22 protein-coding genes are annotated in these 23227 nt (G+C 73.1%); 13 read left to right on the top strand and 9 right to left on the bottom strand.

Translation table 11 applies throughout. The features are described 5' to 3' along the window. The first annotated feature begins 37 nt into the window (after positions 1-37). The 5 genes from OHA89_RS09340 to OHA89_RS09320 all read left to right on the top strand — a co-directional run bounded on the left by OHA89_RS09340 (position 38) and on the right by OHA89_RS09320 (position 7568). Positions 38-1261: a cobalamin biosynthesis protein CobG gene (locus OHA89_RS09340; protein WP_406365869.1), complete on the top strand. Its 1224-nt coding sequence runs from the start codon at positions 38-40 to the stop codon at positions 1259-1261. Further along, positions 1258-1905: a precorrin-8X methylmutase gene (locus OHA89_RS09335; protein ID WP_215146385.1), complete on the top strand. Its 648-nt coding sequence runs from the start codon at positions 1258-1260 to the stop codon at positions 1903-1905. The genes OHA89_RS09340 and OHA89_RS09335 overlap by 4 nt, the downstream gene beginning before the upstream one ends. Beyond that, positions 1902-3389 carry a precorrin-2 C(20)-methyltransferase gene (locus OHA89_RS09330; protein ID WP_266614174.1) on the top strand — a complete coding sequence of 496 codons (1488 nt, stop codon included), beginning with the start codon at positions 1902-1904 and terminating at the stop codon, positions 3387-3389. The genes OHA89_RS09335 and OHA89_RS09330 overlap by 4 nt, the downstream gene beginning before the upstream one ends. A gap of 189 nt (positions 3390-3578) precedes the next feature. Continuing rightward, on the top strand, positions 3579-3899 hold the full coding sequence (locus tag OHA89_RS09325) for a hypothetical protein (RefSeq protein WP_215146387.1): 321 nt from the start codon (positions 3579-3581) through the stop codon (positions 3897-3899). 3 nt (positions 3900-3902) lie between these two features. Then, positions 3903-7568, top strand: a complete 3666-nt coding sequence (locus OHA89_RS09320; RefSeq protein ID WP_406365867.1) for a hypothetical protein — start codon at positions 3903-3905, stop codon at positions 7566-7568. 33 nt (positions 7569-7601) lie between these two features. On the opposite strand, the gene OHA89_RS09315 is transcribed toward OHA89_RS09320, so the two are convergent. The 3 genes from OHA89_RS09315 to cbiE are packed head-to-tail and all read right to left on the bottom strand — an operon-like array spanning position 7602 to position 10403. Further along, the gene (locus tag OHA89_RS09315; protein ID WP_266614171.1) at positions 7602-8375 is read right to left on the bottom strand and encodes a cobalt-precorrin-6A reductase; all 774 of its coding nucleotides are present in this window, start codon (positions 8373-8375) and stop codon (positions 7602-7604) included. After that, positions 8365-9114, bottom strand: a complete 750-nt coding sequence (gene cobM / locus OHA89_RS09310; protein WP_257553625.1) for a precorrin-4 C(11)-methyltransferase — start codon at positions 9112-9114, stop codon at positions 8365-8367. Before cobM ends, OHA89_RS09315 begins: the two co-directional genes overlap by 11 nt. Beyond that, positions 9111-10403 carry a precorrin-6y C5,15-methyltransferase (decarboxylating) subunit CbiE gene (cbiE, locus tag OHA89_RS09305; protein ID WP_266614170.1) on the bottom strand — a complete coding sequence of 431 codons (1293 nt, stop codon included), beginning with the start codon at positions 10401-10403 and terminating at the stop codon, positions 9111-9113. Before cbiE ends, cobM begins: the two co-directional genes overlap by 4 nt. A gap of 152 nt (positions 10404-10555) precedes the next feature. On the opposite strand from cbiE, the gene OHA89_RS09300 reads away from it, so the two are divergent. Continuing rightward, a complete protein-coding gene (locus tag OHA89_RS09300; protein ID WP_266614168.1) occupies positions 10556-11485 on the top strand; it encodes an oxidoreductase in 930 nt (309 codons plus the stop codon). A gap of 107 nt (positions 11486-11592) precedes the next feature. Then, entirely contained in the window at positions 11593-12996 is a 1404-nt protein-coding gene (locus OHA89_RS09295) for an NAD(P)/FAD-dependent oxidoreductase (RefSeq protein ID WP_266614166.1), read from the top strand. Here OHA89_RS09295 and OHA89_RS09290 read toward each other — a convergent pair. After that, positions 12993-13595, bottom strand: coding sequence for a TetR/AcrR family transcriptional regulator (locus OHA89_RS09290; protein ID WP_266614164.1), 603 nt, complete (start codon positions 13593-13595; stop codon positions 12993-12995). The genes OHA89_RS09295 and OHA89_RS09290 overlap by 4 nt on opposite strands. A 131-nt stretch (positions 13596-13726) precedes the next feature. Beyond that, on the bottom strand, positions 13727-14671 hold the full coding sequence (locus OHA89_RS09285; protein WP_266614162.1) for a serine protease: 945 nt from the start codon (positions 14669-14671) through the stop codon (positions 13727-13729). A 223-nt stretch (positions 14672-14894) separates the two neighbouring features. On the opposite strand from OHA89_RS09285, the gene OHA89_RS09280 reads away from it, so the two are divergent. After that, positions 14895-15941 carry a phosphatidylinositol-specific phospholipase C domain-containing protein gene (locus OHA89_RS09280; protein WP_266614160.1) on the top strand — a complete coding sequence of 349 codons (1047 nt, stop codon included), beginning with the start codon at positions 14895-14897 and terminating at the stop codon, positions 15939-15941. Here OHA89_RS09280 and OHA89_RS09275 read toward each other — a convergent pair. Beyond that, positions 15938-16849, bottom strand: a complete 912-nt coding sequence (locus tag OHA89_RS09275; RefSeq protein ID WP_406365866.1) for an ion transporter — start codon at positions 16847-16849, stop codon at positions 15938-15940. The two genes, OHA89_RS09280 and OHA89_RS09275, sit on opposite strands and share 4 nt — an antisense overlap. Before the next feature lie 249 nt (positions 16850-17098). On the opposite strand from OHA89_RS09275, the gene pqqA reads away from it, so the two are divergent. From pqqA to pqqB, 5 genes are read left to right on the top strand one after another with little or no spacing between them, the layout of a single operon-like run. Next, positions 17099-17203, top strand: coding sequence for a pyrroloquinoline quinone precursor peptide PqqA (gene pqqA, locus OHA89_RS09270; RefSeq protein ID WP_215146397.1), 105 nt, complete (start codon positions 17099-17101; stop codon positions 17201-17203). A 58-nt stretch (positions 17204-17261) separates the two neighbouring features. Continuing rightward, positions 17262-17957 (top strand): pyrroloquinoline-quinone synthase PqqC, encoded by a 696-nt coding sequence (gene pqqC / locus OHA89_RS09265; protein ID WP_215146398.1) that lies wholly within the window; start codon positions 17262-17264, stop codon positions 17955-17957. A gap of 26 nt (positions 17958-17983) precedes the next feature. After that, complete coding sequence (gene pqqD / locus OHA89_RS09260) at positions 17984-18238, top strand: pyrroloquinoline quinone biosynthesis peptide chaperone PqqD (protein ID WP_266614155.1); 255 nt, start codon at positions 17984-17986, stop codon at positions 18236-18238. Then, a complete protein-coding gene (gene pqqE, locus OHA89_RS09255; protein WP_406365865.1) occupies positions 18229-19341 on the top strand; it encodes a pyrroloquinoline quinone biosynthesis protein PqqE in 1113 nt (370 codons plus the stop codon). The genes pqqD and pqqE overlap by 10 nt, the downstream gene beginning before the upstream one ends. After that, positions 19338-20240, top strand: coding sequence for a pyrroloquinoline quinone biosynthesis protein PqqB (pqqB, locus tag OHA89_RS09250; RefSeq protein WP_406365864.1), 903 nt, complete (start codon positions 19338-19340; stop codon positions 20238-20240). The genes pqqE and pqqB overlap by 4 nt, the downstream gene beginning before the upstream one ends. A 67-nt stretch (positions 20241-20307) precedes the next feature. Here pqqB and OHA89_RS09245 read toward each other — a convergent pair whose 3' ends face one another. The 3 genes from OHA89_RS09245 to OHA89_RS09235 are packed head-to-tail and all read right to left on the bottom strand — an operon-like array spanning position 20308 to position 22875. Further along, a complete protein-coding gene (locus OHA89_RS09245; protein ID WP_215146402.1) occupies positions 20308-21066 on the bottom strand; it encodes a thioesterase II family protein in 759 nt (252 codons plus the stop codon). 28 nt (positions 21067-21094) lie between these two features. Next, positions 21095-21292: an acyl-CoA carboxylase epsilon subunit gene (locus OHA89_RS09240; protein ID WP_215146403.1), complete on the bottom strand. Its 198-nt coding sequence runs from the start codon at positions 21290-21292 to the stop codon at positions 21095-21097. A 23-nt stretch (positions 21293-21315) separates the two neighbouring features. Continuing rightward, positions 21316-22875, bottom strand: coding sequence for an acyl-CoA carboxylase subunit beta (locus OHA89_RS09235; protein WP_266614146.1), 1560 nt, complete (start codon positions 22873-22875; stop codon positions 21316-21318). Positions 22876-23227 lie beyond the last annotated feature (352 nt).

Genomic DNA, 23227 nt, shown 5'->3' with positions numbered 1-23227 from the left:
AGCGGCCGACATCGCCAGGAACGGTATGCTCGCCGCCATGCCCAAGCCCCCTGCCGCCGCATCGCGGGACGCACCCGTCATACGGGAGCGCGGTGACGCCTGCCCCGGTGCGCTGCGGCTGCACGCGGCCGACGACGGGTTCCTGGCCCGCGTACGGATCCCCGGCGGGCTGCTCAGTGCTCCGCAGGCCGCCGTGCTGGCGCTGGCCGCCGACCGGTTCGGGGACGGACACCTGGAGCTGACCTCGCGCGGGAACGTGCAGCTGCGGGGGCTGGGCGACGGGTGCGGTGCCGGGCTCGCCGAGCTGCTGGACGGGGCCGGGCTGCTCCCCGCCCCATCGCATGAGCGGGTGCGGAACATCGTCGCGACCCCGCTCGCCGACCCGGGTCCGGTGCGCGCGCTGGACGCGCTGCTCTGTGCAGACCCGAGGGCCGCCGCCCTGTCCGGGCGGTTCCTGTTCGCCGTCGACGACGGGCGCGGGGACGTGGCCGCGCTCGATCCCGACATCACCCTGCTCGGCCCGGACGCGGGCGGCCGTACGCTGCTGCGCCTCGGCGCGGCCCGCGACGCCGTCGAGGTCTCGGACGAGGACGCGCCCAGGGCCGCCCTGACGGCCGCCCACCACTTCCTCGACGCCGTCGCGGCTGCCGGTACCCGCGCCTGGCGCGTCGCCGAGCTGCCCGCCGAACACTCCCTGGAGGGGGCCGAGTTCGCCCGCCGACTCGCCGCCTCCGGGATTCCCGCGCGGTACGTCGCCGACGCGCCCCGCCCGTACGCGCCGCCGCCCGCGCCCGGGGTGCACGCGGACGCGCTGTGCGTACTGATCCCCCTCGGCCGGCTCACCACCACTCAATGGCGGACGCTGTCCGGCGAGTTGCGGATCACCCCCTGGCGCAGCATCGTCGTCAGCGGCGCCCCGGTCGTCGACGCCGGACTCGTCACCGACCCCGGCGATCCCTGGCTGTCCGTCACCGCCTGTACGGGGAAGCCAGGTTGTGCGAAATCCCTCGCAGACGTGCGCGCCTACGCGCGAGCCGTCGTCGTGCAGACGGCCTCGCGGGGCGCGCTGCCCGTCCACTGGTCCGGCTGTGAACGCCGCTGCGGGCATCCGCGCGGCGCCGCCTGGGTGGACGTGGTGGCGGCTCCGGGCGGGTACCGGGTCACCGCCCCCGGCCGGCCCGCACGGCACGACGTACCGGCCAACGAACTTGCCGCGGTCCTCGCGGACGCCCGCACCGATCCCGACGTAGTGAAGAAATGAGCGAGTACACCGTGTTTGAGTACGAGAAGGACGGCGCCGCGATCTACCGCCAGTCCTTTGCCACGATCCGCGCCGAGGCGGACCTCTCCGGGCTGCCCGCCTCCGTCGCCCAGGTCGCGGTGCGCATGATTCACGCCTGCGGGATGACCGACCTCCCCAAGGACCTGGGGTACACGCCCGAGGTGGTGCTGCGGGCGCGCGCCGCGCTCACCGCCGGTGCGCCGATCCTGTGCGACGTGCAGATGGTCGCCAGCGGGGTCACCCGCAAGCGGCTGCCCGCCGACAACGAAGTGATCTGTACTCTTTCCGACCCGGCCGTGCCGGAGCTCGCCGCGAAGATGGGTACCACGCGCAGCGCCGCCGCGCTTGAAGTCTGGCGCGACCGGGGCCTGTTGGAGGGATCCGTGATTGCCGTCGGCAATGCGCCCACCGCGCTGTTCCGGCTGCTCGAGATGATCGAGGAGGGTGCTCCGCGCCCGGCCGCCGTCATCGGCGTGCCCGTCGGCTTCATCGGGGCCGCCGAGTCCAAGGACGCCCTCGCGGCGCACCCCTCCGGGCTCGACCACCTGATCGTGCGCGGCCGGCGCGGCGGCAGCGCCATCGCCGCCGCCGCGATCAACGCCATTGCGAGCGTGGCCGAATGAGCAGCGGACGTCTTTACGGGGTCGGGCTCGGGCCCGGTGATCCGAATCTGATGACGCTGCGCGCCGTCGAGGTGATCGGCGAGGCCGATGTCGTCGCCTATCACAGCGCCCGCCACGGGCGGTCCATCGCCCGCTCGATCGCCGAGAAGCACCTGCGCGCCGACCACATCGAGGAGCCGCTGGTCTACCCGGTCACCACGGAGACCACCGACCACCCCGGCGGCTACCAGGGCGCGATGGAGGAGTTCTACGAGTCCGCCGCGGCCCGCCTGGCCGTCCACCTCGACGCCGGCCGGACCGTGGCCGTGCTCGCGGAGGGCGATCCGCTCTTCTACAGCTCGTACATGCACATGCACAAGCGCCTCGCGGACCGGTACGAGACCGAGGTGATCCCCGGCGTCACCTCCGTGAGCGCCGCCGCCGCCCGCCTCGGTACCCCGCTCGTGGAGGGCGAGGAGGTCCTGACCATCCTCCCCGGCACCCTGCCGGAGGAGGAACTGACCGCCCGCCTGGCGGCCACCGACTCGGCCGTCGTGATGAAGCTCGGCCGGACCTTCCCCGCCGTGCGCGGGGCGATGGAGAAGAGCGGCCGGCTCGCCGAGGCCCGCTACGTGGAGCGCGCCACCATGGCCGGGGAGCGCACCGGCGTGCTGGCGGACACCGACCCGGAGTCCGTGCCGTACTTCGCCGTCGCCGTCGTGCCCAGCCGCATCGGCAACCCGGGCAGCGTGCCGTCCGGTCCCGGCGAGGTCGCGGTCGTCGGAACCGGCCCCGCCGGGCCGTTGTGGCTGACCCCCGAGACCCGGCGGGCGCTGGCCGACGCCGAGGTGCTGGTCGGGTACACCACCTACCTGGACCGGGTCCCCGCCAGGCCGGGCCAGATCCGGCACGGCTCCGACAACAAGGTGGAGTCCGAGCGCGCCGAGTTCGCCCTCGACCTCGCCCGGCGCGGACAGCGGGTGGCCGTGGTGTCCGGCGGTGACCCCGGGGTCTTCGCCATGGCCACGGCGGTGCTGGAGGTCGCCGGGCAGGCGGAGTACAAGGACGTGCCCGTACGGGTCCTGCCGGGGGTGACCGCGGCCAACGCGGCGGCCGCCGCGGCCGGCGCCCCGCTCGGCCACGACTACGCCACCATCTCCCTCTCGGACCGGCTCAAGCCCTGGGAGGTCATCGCGGAGCGGCTGCGCGCGGCCGCCTCGGCGGACCTGGTGCTCGCCCTGTACAACCCGGGCTCGCGCAGCCGGACCTGGCAGGTGGCCCAGGCCCGGGAGCTGCTGCTGGAGCTGCGCTCGCCCGAGACCCCGGTGGTCGTCGCCCGCGACGTGGGCGGACCGGAGCAGTCGGTACGGATCGTCGCGCTCGGCGAACTGGAGCCGTCCGAGGTGGACATGCGCACGATCCTGCTGATCGGCTCCTCGCAGACCCAGGTCACCGAGCGGGCCGACGGGTCGAGGATCACGTGGACGCCGCGCCGCTACCCGTGACGGTGACCGTCACCGGGTGAGGTGAACGACCGGGGCCCGGTGCCCGGGGGCGGCGGACCGCCCCCGGGCACCGGGCCCCCGCGCTTCCGTACTGGATCACTACACAGCGGCGACGCCGTGAGGCTACGCTCGACTCGGAACTCGATTCCTGTCGCGGTGGCACCGTGCCTGTGGAGGCGTGAAAACACAGTGATCTTCTTACTGGGCATGGTCGGGGCGTTGGCGCCGGAGGTCGTTCGCCTGTACGGGATACGCAATGATCCCGAACGCTTCCGATGGTCGTGGTTCTACCTCGTGATATCCCTGGTCTTCGGCGCACTCGGTGGGCTGATGGCCCTGGTGCTGCCCGCGACGACCTACTGGGCCGCCGTGTACGTCGGCGCCTCCACACCGGTGCTGGTCAATTCCCTGGTGCGCAAGGGGCGGGACCTCGCCCGCCAGGAGATGCGCTCGCGACCGGGCCCCGACCGCCGGTACTCACCGGCCGATTCCTATCTCCGCGGGCTGTAGACGGTGTACCTCGGAGCACCGCACGCGATCAGGTTCCGCTACGAAGACGGTGCGCTCACCGGCATCCTGCTGGGCCTTCACCGGAAACCCACGCTCGCCCTCCGCGAAGAGCTGCTGTCCCCGTACGTGAGCTTCGGACCGCTGCCGCCGAACGGCCCGGCGGAGTCCCCGCTGCGGCAGGCGCTCGGGACCGGCTTCCGGGACATCGAACTCGACACGGGACCGGACAAGGGCACCACGGTGCTCCGGCAGCGGTTCGACCTGCGCGAGCCGATGGAATGGTGCTTACGGGTCGACGCGGCCGGGCGGCCCCGCCCCGGGGGAGCCGCCTTCACGCTTCCGGACGAGGTCAAGCTCTCCGTCGAGACCACGACCCCGTTCACGGTGGACCGCGGCGCCGTGCGCGTGCGGCTCCCGGCAGGCACCAGCGAAGTGAACCTGACGGTCACCAGCCGGCCCGTCTTCGCCGTCGGTGACACGATCGTCGTGTGCCGCCCGGACCAGTTGCGGGAGGCGGCCGTCGTCGCCTCGTGCCTGCCGGGCGACCGTCTGACGCCGGTCATCGCGATCGAGCCGCCGCCGGTGCCCAGGGAGCACCACATCGACTTCTACGAGCTGCATCAGGAGCTCGAACGAAAGGTGATGGCCGGCATCGGCACCGATACCGCCGGCGCCCAGGCGCTGGCGGGCGGTCCGGAAGCACAGCGCGAGATGCTGCAGCGGCTGGCCGACCTGAGATGGCTCGCTTCGATGCTGACTCCCTACCGGTCCTGGGCCAAACGCAACGAGATGACCTCGCGGCTGATCTCCCGCATGGGGATCGGACGGGCCGTGTTCCTGCACGACTTCGCCCCGCAGGAGCTGGGCATCCACGACCCCGCTCTGGACGACGCGTACGACCGGTACGCGGCCGCCAACGGGCGTGTGCCCGACGACGATGACGGACGGATGTTCGCGGACGTGCCGGTCAAGCTGCGCCTCACGGGAGTGGGCCTGCGCGACCTCACCACCGCCGCTTGGCGGTTGCTGCGCGATCCGGATCCCGGCAGCGAGCCCGAACGGGTCCTGGAGGTGCCCGTCGACGACCCCTCCTGCTACGTGTCCGCCCTGTTCACCGCACTGCGTACCGGCGCTGCCCTCCGCGCGGTCGACCGTCCCCGCACGCCGCCCCCCGGTGACCCGTTCGCCGACGCCGGCCCGGCGAGTGGAGAGGCCGTCCTCGTCGAGAACACCGGCGATGCGGCGACGCTGCTGGGCGCCCTCTACGCGCACCACCGCGGCGCGCGACTCGTGGTCACCCCGCCGCCGGACCTCGAACCCGTCCAGCGCGCCGTGGCCAGGCTCCAGAGCCGGGTGACGGATGCGACCCGTGCGATGGGCAACGAGGCCAAGGGACTCGGCTTCGGGGAGGCGCTGCGCCGGATCCTCTTCTTCGGGGGCCGGAACCCCTACGCCGAGACGGAAACCGCCGTGACGGCGCAGGTGCCGCAGGCCACGATCGACGCGGTGGGTGAGCGCAGACTGACCGCGTTCACCACCGGCCTTCCGTACTCCTTCGTGCGCACCGGTACGGCGAACTGGTCACGCAAGCCCATCGGGCACGTGGCGGCCGATGCCGCACTCATCGTCCTGACCGAGCTGTACGCCGCAGGCGTCGAGCGGCAGGCGGGCACCTTCAGCCTCGTACTCGATCCCGAGTTCTTCCGCGCGTCGGAGACCGAGGACGTACTGCGGTCGGTGGGTGCGCACTTCACCCATCCGATCCTGCTGAACGGCCGCGACGCCTCCATGCTGGCACTGCGGACCCTGGCGGGCGACCTGCCCGTCGAGCTCCTCTTCTTCAACACGCACGGCGGGGACAACAGCATCGAGCTGGCCGACATGCCGCTGGAAACCCATCAGCTCGTCCAGCTCTTCAAGCTCGACCACCGGCCGATCGTGTTCAACAACTCCTGCCAGTCATGGACGGGTGTCGGCCGCGAGTTCATCAGGATCGGCGCGCGCGGCTACATCGGCACTCTGTGGGACATCCCCGCCCGGCCGGCCGCCGACTTCGCCCGCGTCGTCATGGACCGGCTCACCGCTCAGCAGACACCGGCCGCCGAGGCCATCGTCGGCACCGGCGCGCCCCAGGGCATCGACCGCTCCTACATCTACGTGGGCACCGTGAACGGGCGGTTGGACCAATGGCCCGACCAGGTCACCGGGGGCGAGGCCGTACTGGCCCACTGCCTCGTGCTCGGCCGCGCGGCACTGAAGTTCCTGAACCGGACGTCGGGGAGCCGGAGTGTCGCGGTGCAGGTGCTGTACCGGGAGATGACCGCGTTGCGCCGCACGGTGGAGGGCACCGAGCACGCACGGACCCTGGCGTACGTGGACGCGCTGGTGTGGGAGCTGCGGCTCGCCTGGCTGCTCGCACAGTCACAGGGTGAACAATCCGATGACATCCCCGCGTTGATCGCACAGATCGACGCGACGCTCGAAGAACTCGATCTGCCGGCACCGGTGACCGATCGCCGTCGGGCCGACCGGTTCGAGCTGGCCGGACTCCTCCATCAGCAGCGCGGCGCCCGCGCGGAAGCCCTGGCCGACCTCGAACTCAGCATGCGCTACCGGCCCGCCGGAGAAAACCGTGCGAACGTGTTGCTGGTGATGGCTTCCCTGCTGATGAGCCAGGGCGACTACGACAGAGCGCTGCGCTCGGCCGGTGACGCACGTGATCTCTTCACGGAACAGCATGACGATCAAGGTCTGATGCGGACCCTGGGTACGCTCGGCCCGCTCATGATGCGTTTCGGCCGCTACCCCGAGGCGATGGCGTACGCCGAGCAGGGCCACGCCCTGGCGGTACGGCTGGAAGGCCGGGAGGATCAGGCCTCGTTCCTGCTCCAGCGAAGCACACTCCACCAAGTGGACGGCGATTTCGACACGGCCACCACCGAGGTCATCGAAGCGCTGGAGACCTACCGAAGCTGCCAGGACGAACGGGGAGAACTGTCGGCGCTCAGGACACTCACCGCTTGCTACCGCGGCAAGGGCGACCTCAGGGCCGCCGGGGGCTGCTCTCTCTCCGCCCTGGCGCTGGCGAAGAAATTGGGCGCCCGGACGGCCGTCGCCGAATGCCACGACGACCTCGGCCAGGTGTACACGCTCATGGAACGGCATGCCGAGGCGCTGCCGCACTACCGTGAGGCGGTGTCCGCCGTGGTCGGCCGCGGAGCCACCGAAGTGGGCTCCGTCTTCCTGGCGCACCTGGTCGACTGCGCGATCCGGCTGGGCGACGCGGACGCCCTGTGGGCGGCCGCCGGGTGGGGAACCACGATGTGCGCCGAGGGCGGGGAACGCCAGTGGTCCAGGGCGTTGCCCGAAGTGGTCGGTGCGGTCAAGGAGGCGCTCCTGGTCGGCTCGCCCGACACCCTCCCGAACCAGATCGCCACATTCGTGATGGGTGCGACGTCCGCGGATCCGGAGAGCCTGCCGGACCACATGTCCCTTCTCAACGACTTCGCGGTCCTCGTGCTGAAGTGGCTGACGAACGAAGATCCGGCAGCGACGGTCAGCCGGGCCCGGCGCATGGACGCCAGTACCCAGGGTGCGCTCGGGCTCGCGGAGTTCGTGACGCTCCCGTACGAGGTGCAGGTCCTCAGGCACAAGGCGCGCGGCGGGTGACCCTTGGGAACCGGCTCCGAACGGTTCCCCGCGTCAAGAGGGTTCGGCGACCCCGAGCCACCGCAGGGCCGCGGCCACCGAATCCGCCTCCCGTACGCCCTCCGGGACGGCGGGGCGGCGTACGACGAGGACCGGGATGCCCGCCTCGCGGGCGGCCGTGAGCTTGGGGGCGGTGGCCGAGCCGCCGCTGTCCTTGGTGACCAGCACGTCGATCCGGTGGCGGGCGAGCAGCTCCCGCTCGTCGTCGAGGGTGAACGGGCCCCGGGCGAGCAGGACTTCGAGCTGCGGCGGCGCCGGCGCGGCCGGAGGGTCCACCGAGCGCACCAGGAACCAGGTGTCGGTCAGGTGCGCGAAGGTGTGCAGCCCCATCCGGCCGGTGGTCAGGAACACCCGGCCGCCGAGCGAGGGCAGTACCGAGGCCGCCTCCTCGAGGGAGCCGGCGAACCTCCAGTCGTCGCCCGGCTGCGGAGTCCAGCCGGGGCGCCGCAGCGCCAGCAGCGGTACGCCCGTGAGCGCCTCCGCCTCGGAGGCGTGGAAACTCATCCGCTCCGCGAACGGGTGGGTGGCGTCGATGACGCGGGTGACGTCGTGGCCGACGATCCAGCCCGCGAGGCCCGCGATGCCGCCGAAGCCGCCGATGCGGATCTCGCCCGGCGGGAGCACCGGCGAGGTGACCCGGCCCGCGAGCGAAGTGGTCACCCGGACCGAGGGGTCGGCTGCCAGCGCCTCCGCGAGCTGCCTGGCCTCGGTCGTACCGCCGAGGATCAGGACGTGGTGGGCGGGGAGGGGGTGCGGTTCAGCAGACATGCCGGTCGCGCTCGGGGGAGTACAGGTGGCTGTCCCGGAACTGCTCGGCGCCCAGGGTGCGGCCCACCAGGATGACCGCGGTGCGGACCAGGCCCGCCTCCTTCACCTGAGCCGCGATGTCGGCGAGCGTGCCGCGCAGGATCAGCTCGTCGGGGCGGCTGGCCATCGCCACCACCGCCACCGGGCACTCGGCCCCGTAGTGCGGCAGCAGTTCGCCGACGACCCGGTCCACGTAGCGGGTGGCCAGGTGCAGCACCAGCAGCGCGCCGCTGCGGCCCAGCGTGGCCAGGTCCTCGCCGGGCGGCATCGGGGTGGCCTGCTGGGCGATGCGGGTAAGGATCACCGTCTGGCCGACGGTGGGGACGGTCAGTTCCCGCTTCAGCGCGGCGGCCGCGGCGGCGAAGGCCGGTACGCCCGGGACGACCTCGTAGGGGATGCCGGCCGCGTCGAGCCGCCGCATCTGCTCCGCGACCGCGCTGAAGATCGACGGGTCGCCGGAGTGCAGCCGCGCGACGTCCTGGCCCGCCGCGTGCGCCCGTACGCACTCGGCGATGATCTCGTCCAGGTTCAGCTGCGAGGTGTCGACCAGTCGCGCGTCCGGCGGGCACTCGGCCAGCAGTTCGCGCGGGACCAGGCTGCCCGCGTACAGGCAGACGGGGGCGGCGGCCAGCGTCCGGGCACCGCGCACCGTGATCAGGTCGGCGGCGCCGGGGCCCGCGCCGATGAAGTACACGGTCATGCTTGATCCTTCTCGTTCGTCGAGTTCGCCGGTTCCGCCGACTTCGCCGACTTCGCCGGCTTCGTCACTGACCACTGGGTCACCGGCATGGCCTGCCGCCACCCCGTGAAACCGCCGACCGGCACCGCGTGCGCGACCGAGAGCTTCACCAGATCGCCGCCGTGGCGCCGGTAGCGGTCGGTGAGGACCGCCTCGGACTCCAGGGTGACGGTGTTGACCACCAGCCGGCCGCCGGGGGCCAGCGCCGCCCAGGCCGCGTCCAGCAGTCCCGGCGCGGTCAGCCCGCCGCCGATGAACACCGCGTCGGGGGCGGGGAGCCCGCCGAGCGCGTCGGGCGCCGAGCCGACGACCACGCGCAGGCCGGGCACACCGAGCGCCGCCGCGTTGCGGGTGATGCGGGCCGCCCGCTCCGGGACCCGCTCCACGGCCACCGCACGGCACGAGGGGTGCGTACGCATCCACTCGATGCCGATGGAACCGGAGCCGCCGCCGATGTCCCACAGCAGCTCGCCCGGGGCCGGGGCCAGCGCGCACAGGGTCGCGGCGCGGACGCGGCGCTTGGTGAGCTGCCCGTCGTGCTCGTACGCGGCGTCCGGCAGGCCGGGGGTCGCACCGAGCCGGGGCGCCGGGTGGGCGGGGTCCCGGCGGCACTCCACGGCCACCACGTTCAGCGGGTCGCCCGGCGGGTGGTCCCAGCCGTCGGCGAGGCCCTCGTACGTGTCCTCGCGCTCGGAGCCGAGCTGCTCCAGCACCCGGATCCGGCTCGGGCCGAAGCCCCGCTCCCGAAGCAGAGCGGCGATCTCGTCCGGGGACCCCGCTCCGGCACTGAGCACCAGCACCCGGCGTCCCTCGTACAGGGCGGCCGCGAGCCGGGCCACCGGGCGGCCGACGACCGTGAGCACCTCGGTGTCCTCCACCGGCCAGCCCAGACGGGCGCAGGCGTACGAGACGGAGGAGGGGTGCGGGTGGACCGCGAGGGCGTCCGGGCCGAGCTCCTGGGCGAGGGCGCGGCCGATCCCGTAGAACATCGGGTCGCCGCTGGCCAGCACCGCGATCCGGCGGCCCGCGTGCTCGGCCATCAGTTTCGGCACGGCCGGCCGCAGCGGGCTCGGCCACGCCACCCGCTCACCGGGGCACTCGCCGGCCGGCAGCAGGTCAAGCTGGCGCGGCCCGCCGATCAGCACCTGGGCCGAGGACAGCGCGGACCGCGCGGCGGCGGTGAGCCCGGCCCAGCCGTCGGCGCCGAGGCCGACGACCGTGACGGGTATGGAGGGCGGTGCGGAGCTCACTGCGCGGTACCTCGGAACGGGAAGGGGAAAGCGGAAGGCTGGCGGACGGCAGCCTACTGGCCTGCGTCGACGCCTGCCCGTACGGCCCCCGCTCCCGCCCCCGGCCGGGCCCGTCTACCCTCGGTAACCCAATCGTTCGCGAGGGAGCTGCCATGCCCGGCTGGAACGCCACGAACATCCCCGACCAGAGCGGCCGGACGGCCGTCGTGACCGGGGCCAACAGCGGGATCGGCTACGTGGCCGCCCGCGAGCTCGCCCGGCGGGGGGCGAGCGTGGTGCTGGCCTGCCGCAGCGCCGCGCGCGGGAAGGCCGCCGAGGTCCGGCTGCGCGCCGAAGTGCCGGGCGCCGAGGTGGAGTTCGCCGCGCTCGACCTCGCGGACCTGGCATCCGTACGGGAGTTCGCGAAAGCGTTCGGGGAGCGCCGTGCCGCCCTGGACCTGCTGATCAACAACGCGGGCGTGATGGCGCTGCCCTACGGGCGGACGGCCGACGGGTTCGAGACGCAGCTCGGGGTCAACCACCTCGGGCACTTCGCGCTGACCGGGCTGCTGCTGCCGCGGCTGCGGGCCGCCGCCCCCGGGGCGCGGATCGTCAACGTATCCAGCGGCTTCCATGCGCTGGGGAACGTGGACCTCGACGACCTGGGATACGAGCGCGGCTACCGGCGCTGGGTCGCCTACGGCCGCTCCAAGACGGCCAACCTGCTCTTCACCCACGAGCTGTCGCGCCGCTTCACCGCCGCCGGATCCGACATCCTCGCGGCCGCCGCCCACCCCGGTTACGCGTCCACCAACCTGCACGCCGGTGCGACGCGGGACGGCAGCACGCTCTACGCGCGCGGGGTGGAGATCGCCAACGACGTCATTGCGCAGCCCGCCACCGGGGGCGCCCTGCCCACGCTGTACGCGGCCACCGCGCCCGGAGTCCGGCAGGACGCGTTCATCGGCCCGCGGTTCGGCTGGCGCGGCGCACCCGCCCGCTCCTGGCGGGCGAAATGGACCCTCGACGACACGTGCGGCGAGCAGCTCTGGGCCGCGTCCGAGAAGCTCACGGGGGTCTCGTACGGATCCCTGCCGCGCTGATCCGGACGGTGCTCTGCTCCTGAGCGCCCCCGTCCGCCCCCGGGACGCCTCCGGGCGCCCCGGGCGGGACCTGACCGGGGCGCCCCGGGCACCGGACACTCGGTGCCATGGACGACACTCCGGACAACCACATAGAAGTCCCCCACGACCATGCGGTGGTGCTCGGCGCGGGACTGGCCGGGCTGCTGGCGGCGCGGGTGCTCGCGGAGCGGTTCGCGCGCGTGACCGTGGTGGAGCGGGACGAACTGCCCGCCGACGGCCCGGCGTTCCGGCCCGGCGTGCCGCAGTCCCGGCACGCGCACGTGCTGTGGTCGCGCGGCGTGGAGGTGATCGAGGAACTGCTGCCCGGGATCACGGACAAGCTGCTCGCGGGCGGCGCCGCGCTGCTCGAGTCGCCGAAGGACTTCCTGTGGCTGAGCCCCGCGGACTGGTTCGGCCCGCTGCCCGGTGCCCGGATCCTGCTCGGCAGCCGGGAGCTGCTCGACTGGACGATACGCGGCGAGGTGCTGCGCGACCGGCGCATCCGCATCCGGGACGGATGCCTGGCCACCGGACTCGTCGGCGGACCGGACGGCCGCTCGATCACCGGCGTGCGGCTGCGCGGCGGCGACCCCCTGCCCGCGCGGTTCGTCGTCGACGCGACCGGACGCACCTCCAAGGCCCCCGCCTGGCTCACCGCCCTCGGCCACCAGGCGCCGGAGACCACCCGCTACGACTCCCATCTCGGCTACTCCAGCCGGTACTTCACCATCCCGCCCGACCCCGCGCGGCGCTGGCACGGGATGTACGTACAGGGGCGGCCGGACAGCCCGCGCGGGGGCGTGCTGGTCCCGCTGGACGGCGACCGCTGGCTCGCGACGCTCGTCGGCAACGGCGAGCACGCCCCGCCCACCGGCGACGAGGAGTTCCTCGGCTTCGCCCGCAGCCTGCGCAGTCCGGCCCTGTACGACGCGCTCCGCGGGGCGACACCGCTCTCTTCGCCGGCCGGCTTCCGGCGCACCGCGAACGAGTGGCGGCACTACGAGCGCCTCGCGCGCCGCCCGGCCGGCTTCATCGCGCTCGGCGACGCGGCCTGCCGGTTCAACCCGGTGTACGGGCACGGGATGACGGTGGCCGCCCTGGCGGCGGACGCCCTGCGCAAGGAGATCCGCACCATGGACACCGCGGCCGTCCCCGCGGCCGCCGGGCGGATCCAGCGCAGGACGACGGCGGCGTCCGAGGTGGCCTGGCAGATCGCCACCAGCGAGGATCTGAGGTACCCGGAGACGGAGGGCCCGCCCGCGGACCGGACCACCCGGGTCCTGCAGCGCTACATGTCACGGGTGATGGTGGGCGCCAACACCGACCCGGCCGTCGCGGGCCGGTTCTTCGGGGTCCTGTCGCTGTCCACCTCGCCCAACACCCTGCTCGGCCCGTCCACGATGTTCCGCGTCCTGTCCAAGTGGCGCACCCCGACGGCCCCGCGGACCACCGCCTACCCGGCCCATCACGGCCCGCCCGGCACCCTCTAGGGCTGGTCGGGGCGCAGGGCGCGCCAGATGAGTTCCGGGAGGTGGCGGGCGGCCTCCGTCAGGTCGATCTCGTACGTGCTGGACAGCCAGCGGCGTGCCGCCTCGGTGAGGGGGCCCATGACCATGACCTCGATCACGGGGGCCGGGAGGGGGGCGATCTCGCCGCGCTCCATGCGCACCCCCAGCCACTGCATGATGGGCGCGAACTTCTCCGCCTTGGCCGCGCCGATCTCCTCCGCGTGGGCCACGAGGTAGCCGGAGTAGGCCGAGGCGTGCAGGAACAGGGCGACGTCCCGGTGCTCCTGGGTGAAGCGCAGGTAGGAGCTCACCCACGCCTGGACGCCGGTGCGGGCGGTCCGGCAGCGGGTCAGGGCGGCGACCATGTCGTCGCACAGCTGGTCCATGCACCGGATGTAGAGGGCGGCGGCCAGGCCGTCGAAATTGCCGAAGTGGTGGTAGAGGCTGCCCAGGCTCACCCCGCTCGCCGAGACGACCGCGTTCACCGTGAACCCCTGCTGGCCGGACTCGGCGAACACCCGCAGCGCGGCGGTCAGGAGCTGGTCGACGGTGGCCTCGCCGCGTTGTTGCTTAGGAGACATGTCGGTCCCGTCGGTGTGCGTGGGCTGGCGGCCCTGCTGGGCGTGCCGGAGAGACTAGCAAGACCTGTAAATAGAAGGTCATTCTAGAAAAGGGTTCCGGCTCGCGGATCCGTGCCACCTGGGTGCGAGCCCTAGGACGCCGTGGCGCGCTCGTACAGGGCCCGGACGGCGTCACCGAAGTAGCTGCTGTACGAGGTCTCCTCGTCGCCCCCGCCGTCGCGGCCGCCGATCACCCCGATCAGCGTGTGCCCGTCGGTCAGCACCGGGCCGCCGCTGGTGCCGTTCGGCACGTCCGCGCAGTCGAAGCGCAGCTGCGCCGGGCCCGCGGCGCGGGCGGTGTTGCGGCAGTCCAGCGGCTCCTCGGAGTCGTTGGGGTAGCCCACGAGCCGTGCGGGCACGGGCAGTTCGGTCCGGAAGGCGATCGTCGCGGCCCCGGTGACGTCCTCCAGCCGCTGGCCCGGGTAGCCGGGGCGGCGCAGCCGGACGAAGGCGACGTCGTGGTCGGGGTCCTGGTCCTCGGTCCAGCGCGGGTCCACGTCGATCCGGGTGGGCACCCAGACCCCGTACGGAGCCACGCCGTCCCGGTAGCCGGGGGCGAAGGCCAGGTTGGTGCGGAAGCCGCCGGTGTACACGCAGTGGGCGGCGGTGACGATCAGGTCGCCCTGGGGGGAGTGGACCACGCCCGCCGAGCAGTGGTGGTCGGGGTCGCCGTCGGTGCCGGGGGAGAAGAGCGCCCCGACCGCCGGCTCGGCCGGCGCGGGCCGGGCCTCCAGGGGGTCGGAGGGCTGCCACCCGGCGGACCGCCAGTCCGCCGAGGCGACGCCGTCGGCGAAGGCCTTGCCGTCCGCCGGCGGGTTCGGGTCCTCGCGGGCGATCCCGTCCAGCACGGCGCCCGCCGTCCGGTCGGCACGCTCGGGGTCCTGCTGGTAGACGCCCCGCGCGGCGTCGCCGTCCGCGCGGTTCGCGGCCATGCCGCGCAGCTCCCACAGGTACCCCGCGCCCAAGAGGACCAGTGCGCCGAGGACGCCGACCAGCACGGTGGCCCGTATGGCCCGCCCGTGCACCTTGCTGAACATGTGGCACTCCCGGCCCTCAGACGCGTCCGACGCTTCGTTCGAGGGGAGAGTCGCGGGACGGGTTCCGCACACCGGACGTGTCCGTTCTCACAGCGGCTCCCCGGCCGCCCTCCCCCGGACTCCGTCCGGGGGACCCCCGGTCACTCCCTGGTTTTCTGGGCTTCATTCAACTCTCCTAACCTTCAAGCGACTTGAGCCGCACTGGAGTGACAGGAGCCGAAGCATGAGACTGCGAAACCGGATGGCGGGCGCGGTGACCGCGGGACTGGCGGCGCTCGCCCTCGCGCTGGGCACGGCCCCCGCCGGCGCGGCGGGTCCCTCCGACGGCCTCCCTTACGCGGGATCGACCGGAGTCGGCGTGCACAACGCCTACGAGAAGGCCAAGTACCCCTACTTCGCGGACGCGCTCGACTCGGGCGCCGCCATGCTCGAGCTCGACGTGTGGACCAACTTCTTCGGCAGCTCGTGGCGGGTCTCGCACAACAATCCCTTCGGCAACGACAACAACTGCGAGAACGCCACCACCCCCGCCCAGCTGCGCACCAAGGCCCGCAACCAGAACCTGGCGGGCTGCCTCTCCGACATCCGCAGCTGGCACGACGCCCACCCCGGCCACCGGCCCGTCGTCCTCAAGCTGGAACTCAAGGACGGCTTCGCGGCCAACCTCGGCCGCGGCCCGGCGGACCTCGACGCGCTCCTGACCGGCAGGCTCGGCGACGCCGTCTACCGCCCCGGCCTGCTGGCGGCCGGCCACCCCGACCTCGACACCGCCGCCCGCGCCGGAGCCTGGCCCAGCCGCGCCCAGCTCGCCGGGAAGTTCATCGTGGAGCTGATCCCCGGCACCGTGGAGGAGGGCAACAGCTCCGACACCCTGTGGACCGACCGGGAGTACGCCACCCACCTGCGCTCCCTCGCAGCCCAGGGCCGGCTCGGCGAGGCCGCCGCGTTCCCGGCCGTGCACCGGGCCGAGGCGGGCGACCCCCGCGCCCGCTACGCCGACGCCTCCCTGCGCCCGTGGTTCGTCGTCTTCGACGGTGACGCGAGCGCCTACGCCGGGGGATCGATCGACACCGCCTGGTACGACCGCAACCACTACCTGGTGATCGCCACCGACGCCCACAACGTCGCGCCGGCCATCGACGCCACCCGACCGACGGAGGCGCAGGCCCGCGACCGCCTGGCGCTCCTCGCCGGACACCACGCCTCCATCGTCTCCGCCGACTGGTACCCGCTGCCCCAGGTCCTGGCCACGGTGGTCCCGCGCGGCTAAGGCCCCGTGTGCGAGGCCTCCAGCTGCCGCGCCGGGGGCAGCTCCCCCGTGGTGAGGCCGGCCTCGATCTCGTCCAGCGCGCGGCGGGCGGTGGCGATGCGCTCCCGGACGCCCTCGGCGTCCTTGGAGTCCATGGCGTCCCGCCCGCCCCCGCCCTGGGACGGGGCCGGTACCCGGCCCGCCTCCGCTTCGATCTCGCGCGCCTCGTCCAGGGAGTTCAGCACGACGCCGATCAGGACGTTCACCAGCACGAAGGAGGCGAGCAGGGCGTACGAGGCGTAGTAGATGATGCTGAGACGGGAGATCTGCAGCCCGGCCCGCACCGCGTCGGTGAGCCCGTCGAGCGTCGTCAGCAGGAACAGGGTGAGCGCGGCGCGGCCCAGGGAGCCGTAGTGCTGCGGGTCGGACTCCGCGAAGCAGACCCAGCCGATCATGGCGTACACGTACAGCACCAGCGCGCCCACGAACAGGAAGCTGGCGGTGCCCGGCAGGCTCCGCCCCACGGCGATCAGCAGGATGCGCAGATGCGGCAGGAAGCGCGCGGTGCGCAGGACCCGGGCCAGCCGCAGCAGCCGCAGCAGGGTGGTGTTCTCGCGTACGAGGGGGACGAAGGCGGAGGCCACGACCGCGAGGTCGAAGAGGTTCCAGGGGTCCCGGAAGAATGCTTTCGGCCGGTCGGCGTGCGCGCCCACCCGCAGCAGCATCTCCAGCGTGAACACGACCAGGCAGCCGTCCTCCGCGGCCTGCAGCACCGGCCGGTACTCCCGCGCCACCCCGCTGTACGTCTCCACGCCCATCAGCGCCGCGTTGAGCAGGATCACTCCGAACACGGCCAGGCCGAAGGCGGAGGTCTCCGTGATCTCCTTGCACCGGGCCGCCAGTTTCACGCGGCCGCGTCGGGCCGGCATCGGGACTCTCATCTTGCTCCTCGTACGCGTCTTCACCGCAGGTCCGCGCCGGGCGGGGCGCGGTGGTCGTTCCTACTAACGCCACACACCCGATCGGGTTTCAGTCCGGTGCCCATGTCAACCCGCCTGGCCTCGGAGGGCCGCAGGGGTGAAAGTCCGGTGTTAGGGGCGGTTAGGGGATCTCCGGCACCCGGGCCAGGCCATAGGTTCCTGGCGGAAACCGATGGGCACCGAGCGAAGGAGCACCCCATGGCCGAGGTCACGGAGACCCCCGAGGCGTGGACCACCCCGGACTTCGTCGCGTACGAGACGGCTTTCGAGGTCACCGCGTACGCCGCGCGTCTGGAGAAGTGAACCCACAGTCGGCGGGCGGGAGTCCGGGCGACCGGCTCCCGCCGTGGCGGGAGAACACATGACGGCAACACTGGACGAGTCCGAGTTCATCAGCGCCCTGCGCGCCCTGTCCTCCTCCTACTGGGGAAGCCATCCCTTCCACCGGCGGCTGCACGGCGGCGAGCTCGACCGGCGGGCGCTGCGGCTGTGGGCCGCCAATCGCTGGTACTACCAGCGGATGCTGCCGCAGAAGGACGCGGCGATCATCAGCAACTGCCCGCTCCCCGAGATCCGACGGGTCTGGGTGGACCGGCTGGCCTACCACGACGGGACCGCCGGGGACGAGGGCGGCATCGCGCGCTGGCTGCGGCTGTGCGAGGCCGTGGGGCTCAGCCGCGAAGAGGTGCTCGACGAGCGGCACGTGGTTCCCGGCGTGCGCTTCGCGGTCGACGCGTACGTGAACTTCGCCCGGACCAAGCCGTGGGCCGAGGCCGTGGCCTCCGGGCTCACCGAGATGTTCGCCGGGCACCTGATGAGCCGCAGGGTCGCCGACATGCTCGCCCACTACGACTGGATCCGCCCGGCGGACCTGGCCTACTTCACGGACCGCATCGAGGCCGTGTCCGGTGAGGGCAAGGGCACCTTGGACATCGTCGTCCGGCACTGCACGACACGGGAGCAGCAGGACGCGGCCGTCGCCGCGCTCCGGTTCAAGTGCGACCTGCTGTGGCTGATGCTGGACGCCGTCGAACGCGCCACCGCCACGGGCGAGTAGTGGCCGCAACCGCAGAAGGAGTGGCCGTGGACAGGCCCGTGCTCGGCCGCGGAGTGCGGCTCATCTACGACAGGACGCGGCAGACGCATGTCGTGCTCCACCCGGAAGGGGTGCTCGTGCCCAACGGGACCGCCGTCTCGGTGCTCGAACTCTGCGACGGAACCACGAACGTCGCGCAGATCACGGCGGCGCTCGGCGCCAGGTACGCCGGAGTCCGCGAGACCGAGGTCGGCACCGTCCTGGAGCGGCTCACCGAGAAGGGCGTCGTGCGATGGATCTGACCGCCACCCGGCCGCAGAACGCGGCCCCGCCCCTCGGGCTGCTCGCCGAGCTCACCCACCGCTGTCCGCTGCACTGCGCGTACTGCTCCAACCCGCTGGAACTCATCGAGCGGGAGCGCGAGTTGAGCACCGAGCAGTGGGCTGAGGTGTTCACCCAGGCCCGCGAGATCGGTGTCCTCCAGGTGCACCTGTCCGGCGGCGAGCCGCTGGCCCGCCCCGACCTGCCCGAGCTCGTCTCGCACGTCAGCGGCCTCGGCTGCTACGTCAACCTCGTCACCAGCGGGCTCGGCCTCACCGAGGCGCGCCTCGCGGACCTGGTCGATCGCGGGCTGGACAACGTACAGCTGTCGGTGCAGGGGGCCGACGCCGCACGCGCCGACCGGCTCGCGGGCGCCAAGGCCCACCACCACAAGATCGCCGCCGCGGCGATGATCCGCCGGCAGGGCCTGCCCCTCACCGTCAACGCCGTACTGCACCGCGCCAACCACGACCAGCTGGCAGGCTTCATCGACCTGGCGACGAGCATGGGCGCGGACCGGCTGGAGCTCGCCAACACCCAGTACTACGGCTGGGCGCTGCGCAACCGGGAGGCCCTGATGCCCACCCGTGAGCAGCTGGCCGCTGCCGAACCGGTCGTCCGGGCGGCGATGGAACGGCTGAAGGGCACGATGGAGATCGTGTACGTCCTCGCCGACTACTACGAGCCGTACCCCAAGCCGTGCATGCACGGGTGGGGGGCGATCCAGCTCACGGTCGCCCCCGACGGCACCGTGCTGCCCTGCCCCGCGGCGGGCGCGATCACCACCCTGGAACTCGACAACGTCACCGAGAGGCCGCTGGCCGAGATCTGGTACGAGTCCGGCTCCTTCAACGCCTATCGCGGCGAGGAGTGGATGTCCGACCCCTGCCGGAGCTGCGACCGGCGCTCCCTCGACCACGGCGGCTGCCGCTGCCAGGCCTTCCTGCTCACCGGGGACGCCGCGGCCACCGACCCGGTGTGCTCGCGATCCGGCCGGCGCGGCACCGTGGACCTGATGTTGGCGGGCGTCCCCGCGACACCCCCCGAGCTGGTGATGCGCGGACCGGTGGCGGTGCGCCGATGAGGGCCGTACTGCTCGGCACCGCCGCCGGAGGCGGCTGCCCCCAGTGGAACTGCGCCTGCCCGGTGTGCACGTCGGGAGCGCCCGCCCGGTGCCAGGACGGCCTCGCGGTCGGCGCCGACGGCGTCGGGTGGTACCTGGTCAACGCCTCGCCCGACATCCGTGCGCAGATCCTCGCCACCCCCGAGCTGGCGGCCGGTCCCGGGCCGCGCGAGACACCGGTGCGCGGTGTGCTGCTCACGGACGCCGAACTCGACCACACGCTGGGCCTGATGATGCTCAGGGAAGGGGCCGGGCTGCGGGTGTGGGCGCCGAAGGCGGTGCTCGAGGCGCTGGACACGGGGTTCCCGGTGCGGGGGATCCTCGGCGGCTACGGGGCAGGAGAGTGGTCCGAGTTCGTCGCCGGCAAGGAGCAGGAGGTCGGCGGGCTGCGGGTGACCGCCTTCGCGGTCGGTGACAAACGCCCCAAGTACGCGCGCTCGCTGCCCGGGGTGGCCGGCCCCTGGGTGGTCGCCTACCGTTTCGAGGACCCGGCCACGGGCGGGGTCCTCGTGTACGCGCCGTGCCTGGCCTCCTGGCCGTCCGGCTTCGACGAGTTCACCGCCGGGGCCGGATACGTCCTGCTCGACGGCACCTTCCACTCGGCCCGGGAGTTCGGCGGCGCCACGCGCGCGGCCGGGGCGAGCGGCGCGCAGGCCGCGATGGGACACCTGCCGGTGACCGGGGAGGGCGGGAGCCTGGCCCACATCGGGCGGCTGCGGGCGGAGCGGCCGGGCACGAGGTTCGCGTACACGCACCTCAACAACACCAACCCGATGGCGGATCCGCGCTCCGCGGCCCACCGCGAGGTGTGCGCGGCGGGGGCGGAGATCCCGGCCGACGGGACGCGCGTCGAGCTCTGAGCGGCTCCACACCGAAGGGTCCGGCCGCAGTACTGCGGCCGGACCCTTCGGTGTGGAGCCGTGTGCCTCAGGCGAGCTGCTGCCGCACCAGCTCGATCACCTCGGAGGCGTGCTGGTTGAGATAGAAGTGGCCGCCGGTGAACGAGCGGAAGGAGCAAGGGCCTTTGGTGTGAGCGGCCCAGCCAAGGGCCTCCTGCTCGGTCACCTCGGGGTCGCTCTCCCCGTTGAGCACCACGACCGGGCAGGCCAGGTCGGGGCCGGGGAGGTAGCGGTAGGTCTCCGCGGCCTTGTAGTCGCCGCGGATCGCCGGCAGCACGGCCCGCAGCAGCTCGTCATCGGCCAGGACCGCCGGGTCCGTGCCGCTCATCCGCTTGATCGTGGCCAGCAGCCGCTCGTCCGGGGCGAGATGGACCCGCTCGTCCTCGCGGTGCAGGGAGGGGGCCCGGCGCCCCGAGGCGAACAGGGCCGCCGGCGTCACGCCGGCCGCCTCCAGCCGCAGCGCCACCTCGAAGGCCAGGGTCGCGCCCAGGCTGTGCCCGAACAGCGCGACGGGCCGGTCGCACCACGGCCGCAGCTCCGCGAACACCCGGTCCGCGAGCGTCCGTACGTCGTCCACGACCGCCTCGTGGCGGCGGTCCTGGCGGCCCGGGTACTGCACGGCCACCACGTCGGCCTGCGGGGACAGGGCCCGGGACACGGGGAAGTAGTAGCTGGCCGAGCCGCCCGCGTGCGGGAAGCAGAACAGCCGTACGGGGGCCTCCTCGGCGGGGTGGAAGCGGCGCAGCCAGGCGCTGGGCGCCCGCACGGTCGTGGTCGTACCGTTCATGGGTGGTCGGTGTCCTTACGTAGTGGGTTCACACGGCGGTCCAGGTGCCCGGCGGGCGCCAGCCGCGCGCGGGACCCCAGGTGGCCCTGGGCCGGGGCGCGGCCTGCTCCCCGGCGTCCTCCCGGCCCCGGGTGGTGGAGAGCAACACGAGGAGGACGGCGGCGAGTTCGGTGCTGTCCGGGGCGCCGCGCACGATCCTGAGATGGGGTTCGGCCCGCTCGCTCATCGGGGTGCTCCTCTGCGGTAGGGCTAGAACGGCGGGTTGCCGTGCTTGCGTTCGGGCAGCGGCACGTGCTTGGCCCGCAGTGCCTCCAGGGCGTCCACCAGCACCTGCCGGGTCGTGGCCGGGTCGATGACGTCGTCGACGAGGCCCCGCTCGGCGGCGTAGTACGGGTGCATGAGCTCCTGGCGGTACTGCTTGACGCGCTGGGCGCGGGCCGCCTCCGGGTCGTCCGCGGCGGCGATCTCCCGGCGGAAGACCACGTTGGCGGCGCCCTCGGCGCCCATCACCGCGATCTCGTTGGTGGGCCACGCGAACGACAGGTCCGCGCCGATGGAGCGGGAGTCCATGACGATGTACGCGCCGCCGTACGCCTTGCGCAGGATCATCTGCACCCGGGGCACGGTCGCCGCGCAGTACGCGTAGAGCAGCTTCGCGCCGTGCCGGATGACACCGCTGTGCTCCTGGTCGCTGCCCGGCAGGAAGCCCGGCACGTCCACCAGGGTCACCAGCGGCACGCTGAACGCGTCGCAGGTCTGGACGAAACGCGCCGCCTTCTCCGAGGCGTTGATGTCCAGCACCCCGGCGAGCGAGGCGGGCTGGTTGGCGACGACGCCCACCACGTGCCCGTCCAGCCGGGCCAGACCGCAGATGATGTTGGTCGCCCAGTTGGCGTGCACCTCGAACAGATCGCCGTCGTCGACGATCTCCTCGATCACGGCACGCATGTCGTACGAGCGGTTCGGGTCGGCCGGCACCAGCTGCGACAGCGCCTCGCACGACCGGTCGGCCGGGTCCGTGGCGGCCACGGCGGGCGGCAGCTCGCGGTTGTTGGACGGCAGCAGCGACAGCAGGTGGCGCACCTCCTCCAGGCACTCCTCCTCGGTGTCGTACAGGAACGCGCTCGCGCCGGAGACCGAGGAGTGGACCTGCGCGCCGCCCAGATCGTTGTGGCTGATCTTCTCGCCGGTCACCGCCTGCACCACGTCGGGGCCGGTGATGTACATCTGCGCGATGTCGCGCACCATGAACACGTAGTCCGTCAGGGCGGGGGAGTACGTGGCCCCGCCCGCGCACGGCCCGAGCATCACGCTGATCTGCGGGATCACCCCGGACGCGGCCACGTTGCGGCGGAAGATGCCGCCGTACCCGGCGAGCGCGGTGACGCCCTCCTGGATACGGGCCCCCGCGCCGTCGCTCAGCGATACCAGCGGGGCGCCCGCCGCCACCGCGAGGTCCATCACCTTGTGGATCTTCTGCGCGTGCGCCTCGCCGAGCGAGCCGCCGAAGATCCGGAAGTCGTGCGCGTACACGAACACCCGGCGGCCGTCGACCTTGCCCCAGCCGGTCACCACCCCGTCGGTGTGCGGCCTGCGGTCCTCCAGGCCGAATCCCGTCGCCCGGTGCCGGCGCAGCTGCTCTATCTCCCGGAAGGTGCCCGGATCGAACAGCAGGTCCAGCCGCTCGCGCACGGTCAGCTTGCCGCGGGCGTGCTGCGCCTCGGAGGCGCTCGCGGACGGGCCCAGCTCGACGGACTCCTTGATCGCTCCCAGTTCGGCCACTCGGACACTGACATCGGCAACTGTCATGCTCCACCCGTCTCTTCGGCCACCGGGGCGCCGGACGGCGGCGCCCCGGGGCAGCAGTGCGTGCCATTGAAGGCGTCCGGGGCGCGCGCGGAGAACACCGACCACCCCCCTGACCGCTCCGGGGCCCGCCCGCACCCCCGCCCAGCAGGCACGTCGCGCCGGGCGGCGCGGACGCGCGGCGTCCGGAGCCGGGAACGGGCGGGCTCCGGGCAGGGTCAACACCCGGGGGGATAGGGGTGTCGCGCCCCTTCGGGGCCGACCTAGCGTGCGATCACCTCGTGGCCGGAACTGACCCGGGGCAATCGATACCGAGCTGGGAGCGTGCAGATGTCCGCGGGCTTCGATCCTGTCG

This window comes from Streptomyces sp. NBC_01546 (assembly GCF_045208355.1).
Lineage (GTDB): Bacteria > Actinomycetota > Actinomycetes > Streptomycetales > Streptomycetaceae > Streptomyces.
This window is presented reverse-complemented; position numbering and strand designations above follow the sequence as displayed.

Excerpts from the sequence above, each read along its gene's own strand:
- pqqE (WP_406365865.1), top strand. The coding sequence starts at position 18,229 with ATGGATCTGACCGCCACCCGGCCGCAGAACGCGGCCCCGCCCCTCGGG.
- OHA89_RS09275 (WP_406365866.1), bottom strand. The coding sequence starts at position 16,849 with ATGCCGGCCCGACGCGGCCGCGTGAAACTGGCGGCCCGGTGCAAGGAG.
- pqqA (WP_215146397.1), top strand. The coding sequence starts at position 17,099 with ATGGCCGAGGTCACGGAGACCCCCGAGGCGTGGACCACCCCGGACTTC.
- OHA89_RS09235 (WP_266614146.1), bottom strand. The coding sequence starts at position 22,875 with ATGACAGTTGCCGATGTCAGTGTCCGAGTGGCCGAACTGGGAGCGATC.
- OHA89_RS09240 (WP_215146403.1), bottom strand. The coding sequence starts at position 21,292 with ATGAGCGAGCGGGCCGAACCCCATCTCAGGATCGTGCGCGGCGCCCCG.
- OHA89_RS09330 (WP_266614174.1), top strand. The coding sequence starts at position 1,902 with ATGAGCAGCGGACGTCTTTACGGGGTCGGGCTCGGGCCCGGTGATCCG.
- OHA89_RS09290 (WP_266614164.1), bottom strand. The coding sequence starts at position 13,595 with ATGTCTCCTAAGCAACAACGCGGCGAGGCCACCGTCGACCAGCTCCTG.
- OHA89_RS09300 (WP_266614168.1), top strand. The coding sequence starts at position 10,556 with ATGCCCGGCTGGAACGCCACGAACATCCCCGACCAGAGCGGCCGGACG.
- cobM (WP_257553625.1), bottom strand. The coding sequence starts at position 9,114 with ATGACCGTGTACTTCATCGGCGCGGGCCCCGGCGCCGCCGACCTGATC.
- OHA89_RS09340 (WP_406365869.1), top strand. The coding sequence starts at position 38 with ATGCCCAAGCCCCCTGCCGCCGCATCGCGGGACGCACCCGTCATACGG.
- OHA89_RS09335 (WP_215146385.1), top strand. The coding sequence starts at position 1,258 with ATGAGCGAGTACACCGTGTTTGAGTACGAGAAGGACGGCGCCGCGATC.
- OHA89_RS09315 (WP_266614171.1), bottom strand. The coding sequence starts at position 8,375 with ATGTCTGCTGAACCGCACCCCCTCCCCGCCCACCACGTCCTGATCCTC.
- OHA89_RS09285 (WP_266614162.1), bottom strand. The coding sequence starts at position 14,671 with ATGTTCAGCAAGGTGCACGGGCGGGCCATACGGGCCACCGTGCTGGTC.
- pqqC (WP_215146398.1), top strand. The coding sequence starts at position 17,262 with ATGACGGCAACACTGGACGAGTCCGAGTTCATCAGCGCCCTGCGCGCC.
- OHA89_RS09295 (WP_266614166.1), top strand. The coding sequence starts at position 11,593 with ATGGACGACACTCCGGACAACCACATAGAAGTCCCCCACGACCATGCG.
- pqqB (WP_406365864.1), top strand. The coding sequence starts at position 19,338 with ATGAGGGCCGTACTGCTCGGCACCGCCGCCGGAGGCGGCTGCCCCCAG.
- OHA89_RS09280 (WP_266614160.1), top strand. The coding sequence starts at position 14,895 with ATGAGACTGCGAAACCGGATGGCGGGCGCGGTGACCGCGGGACTGGCG.
- OHA89_RS09245 (WP_215146402.1), bottom strand. The coding sequence starts at position 21,066 with ATGAACGGTACGACCACGACCGTGCGGGCGCCCAGCGCCTGGCTGCGC.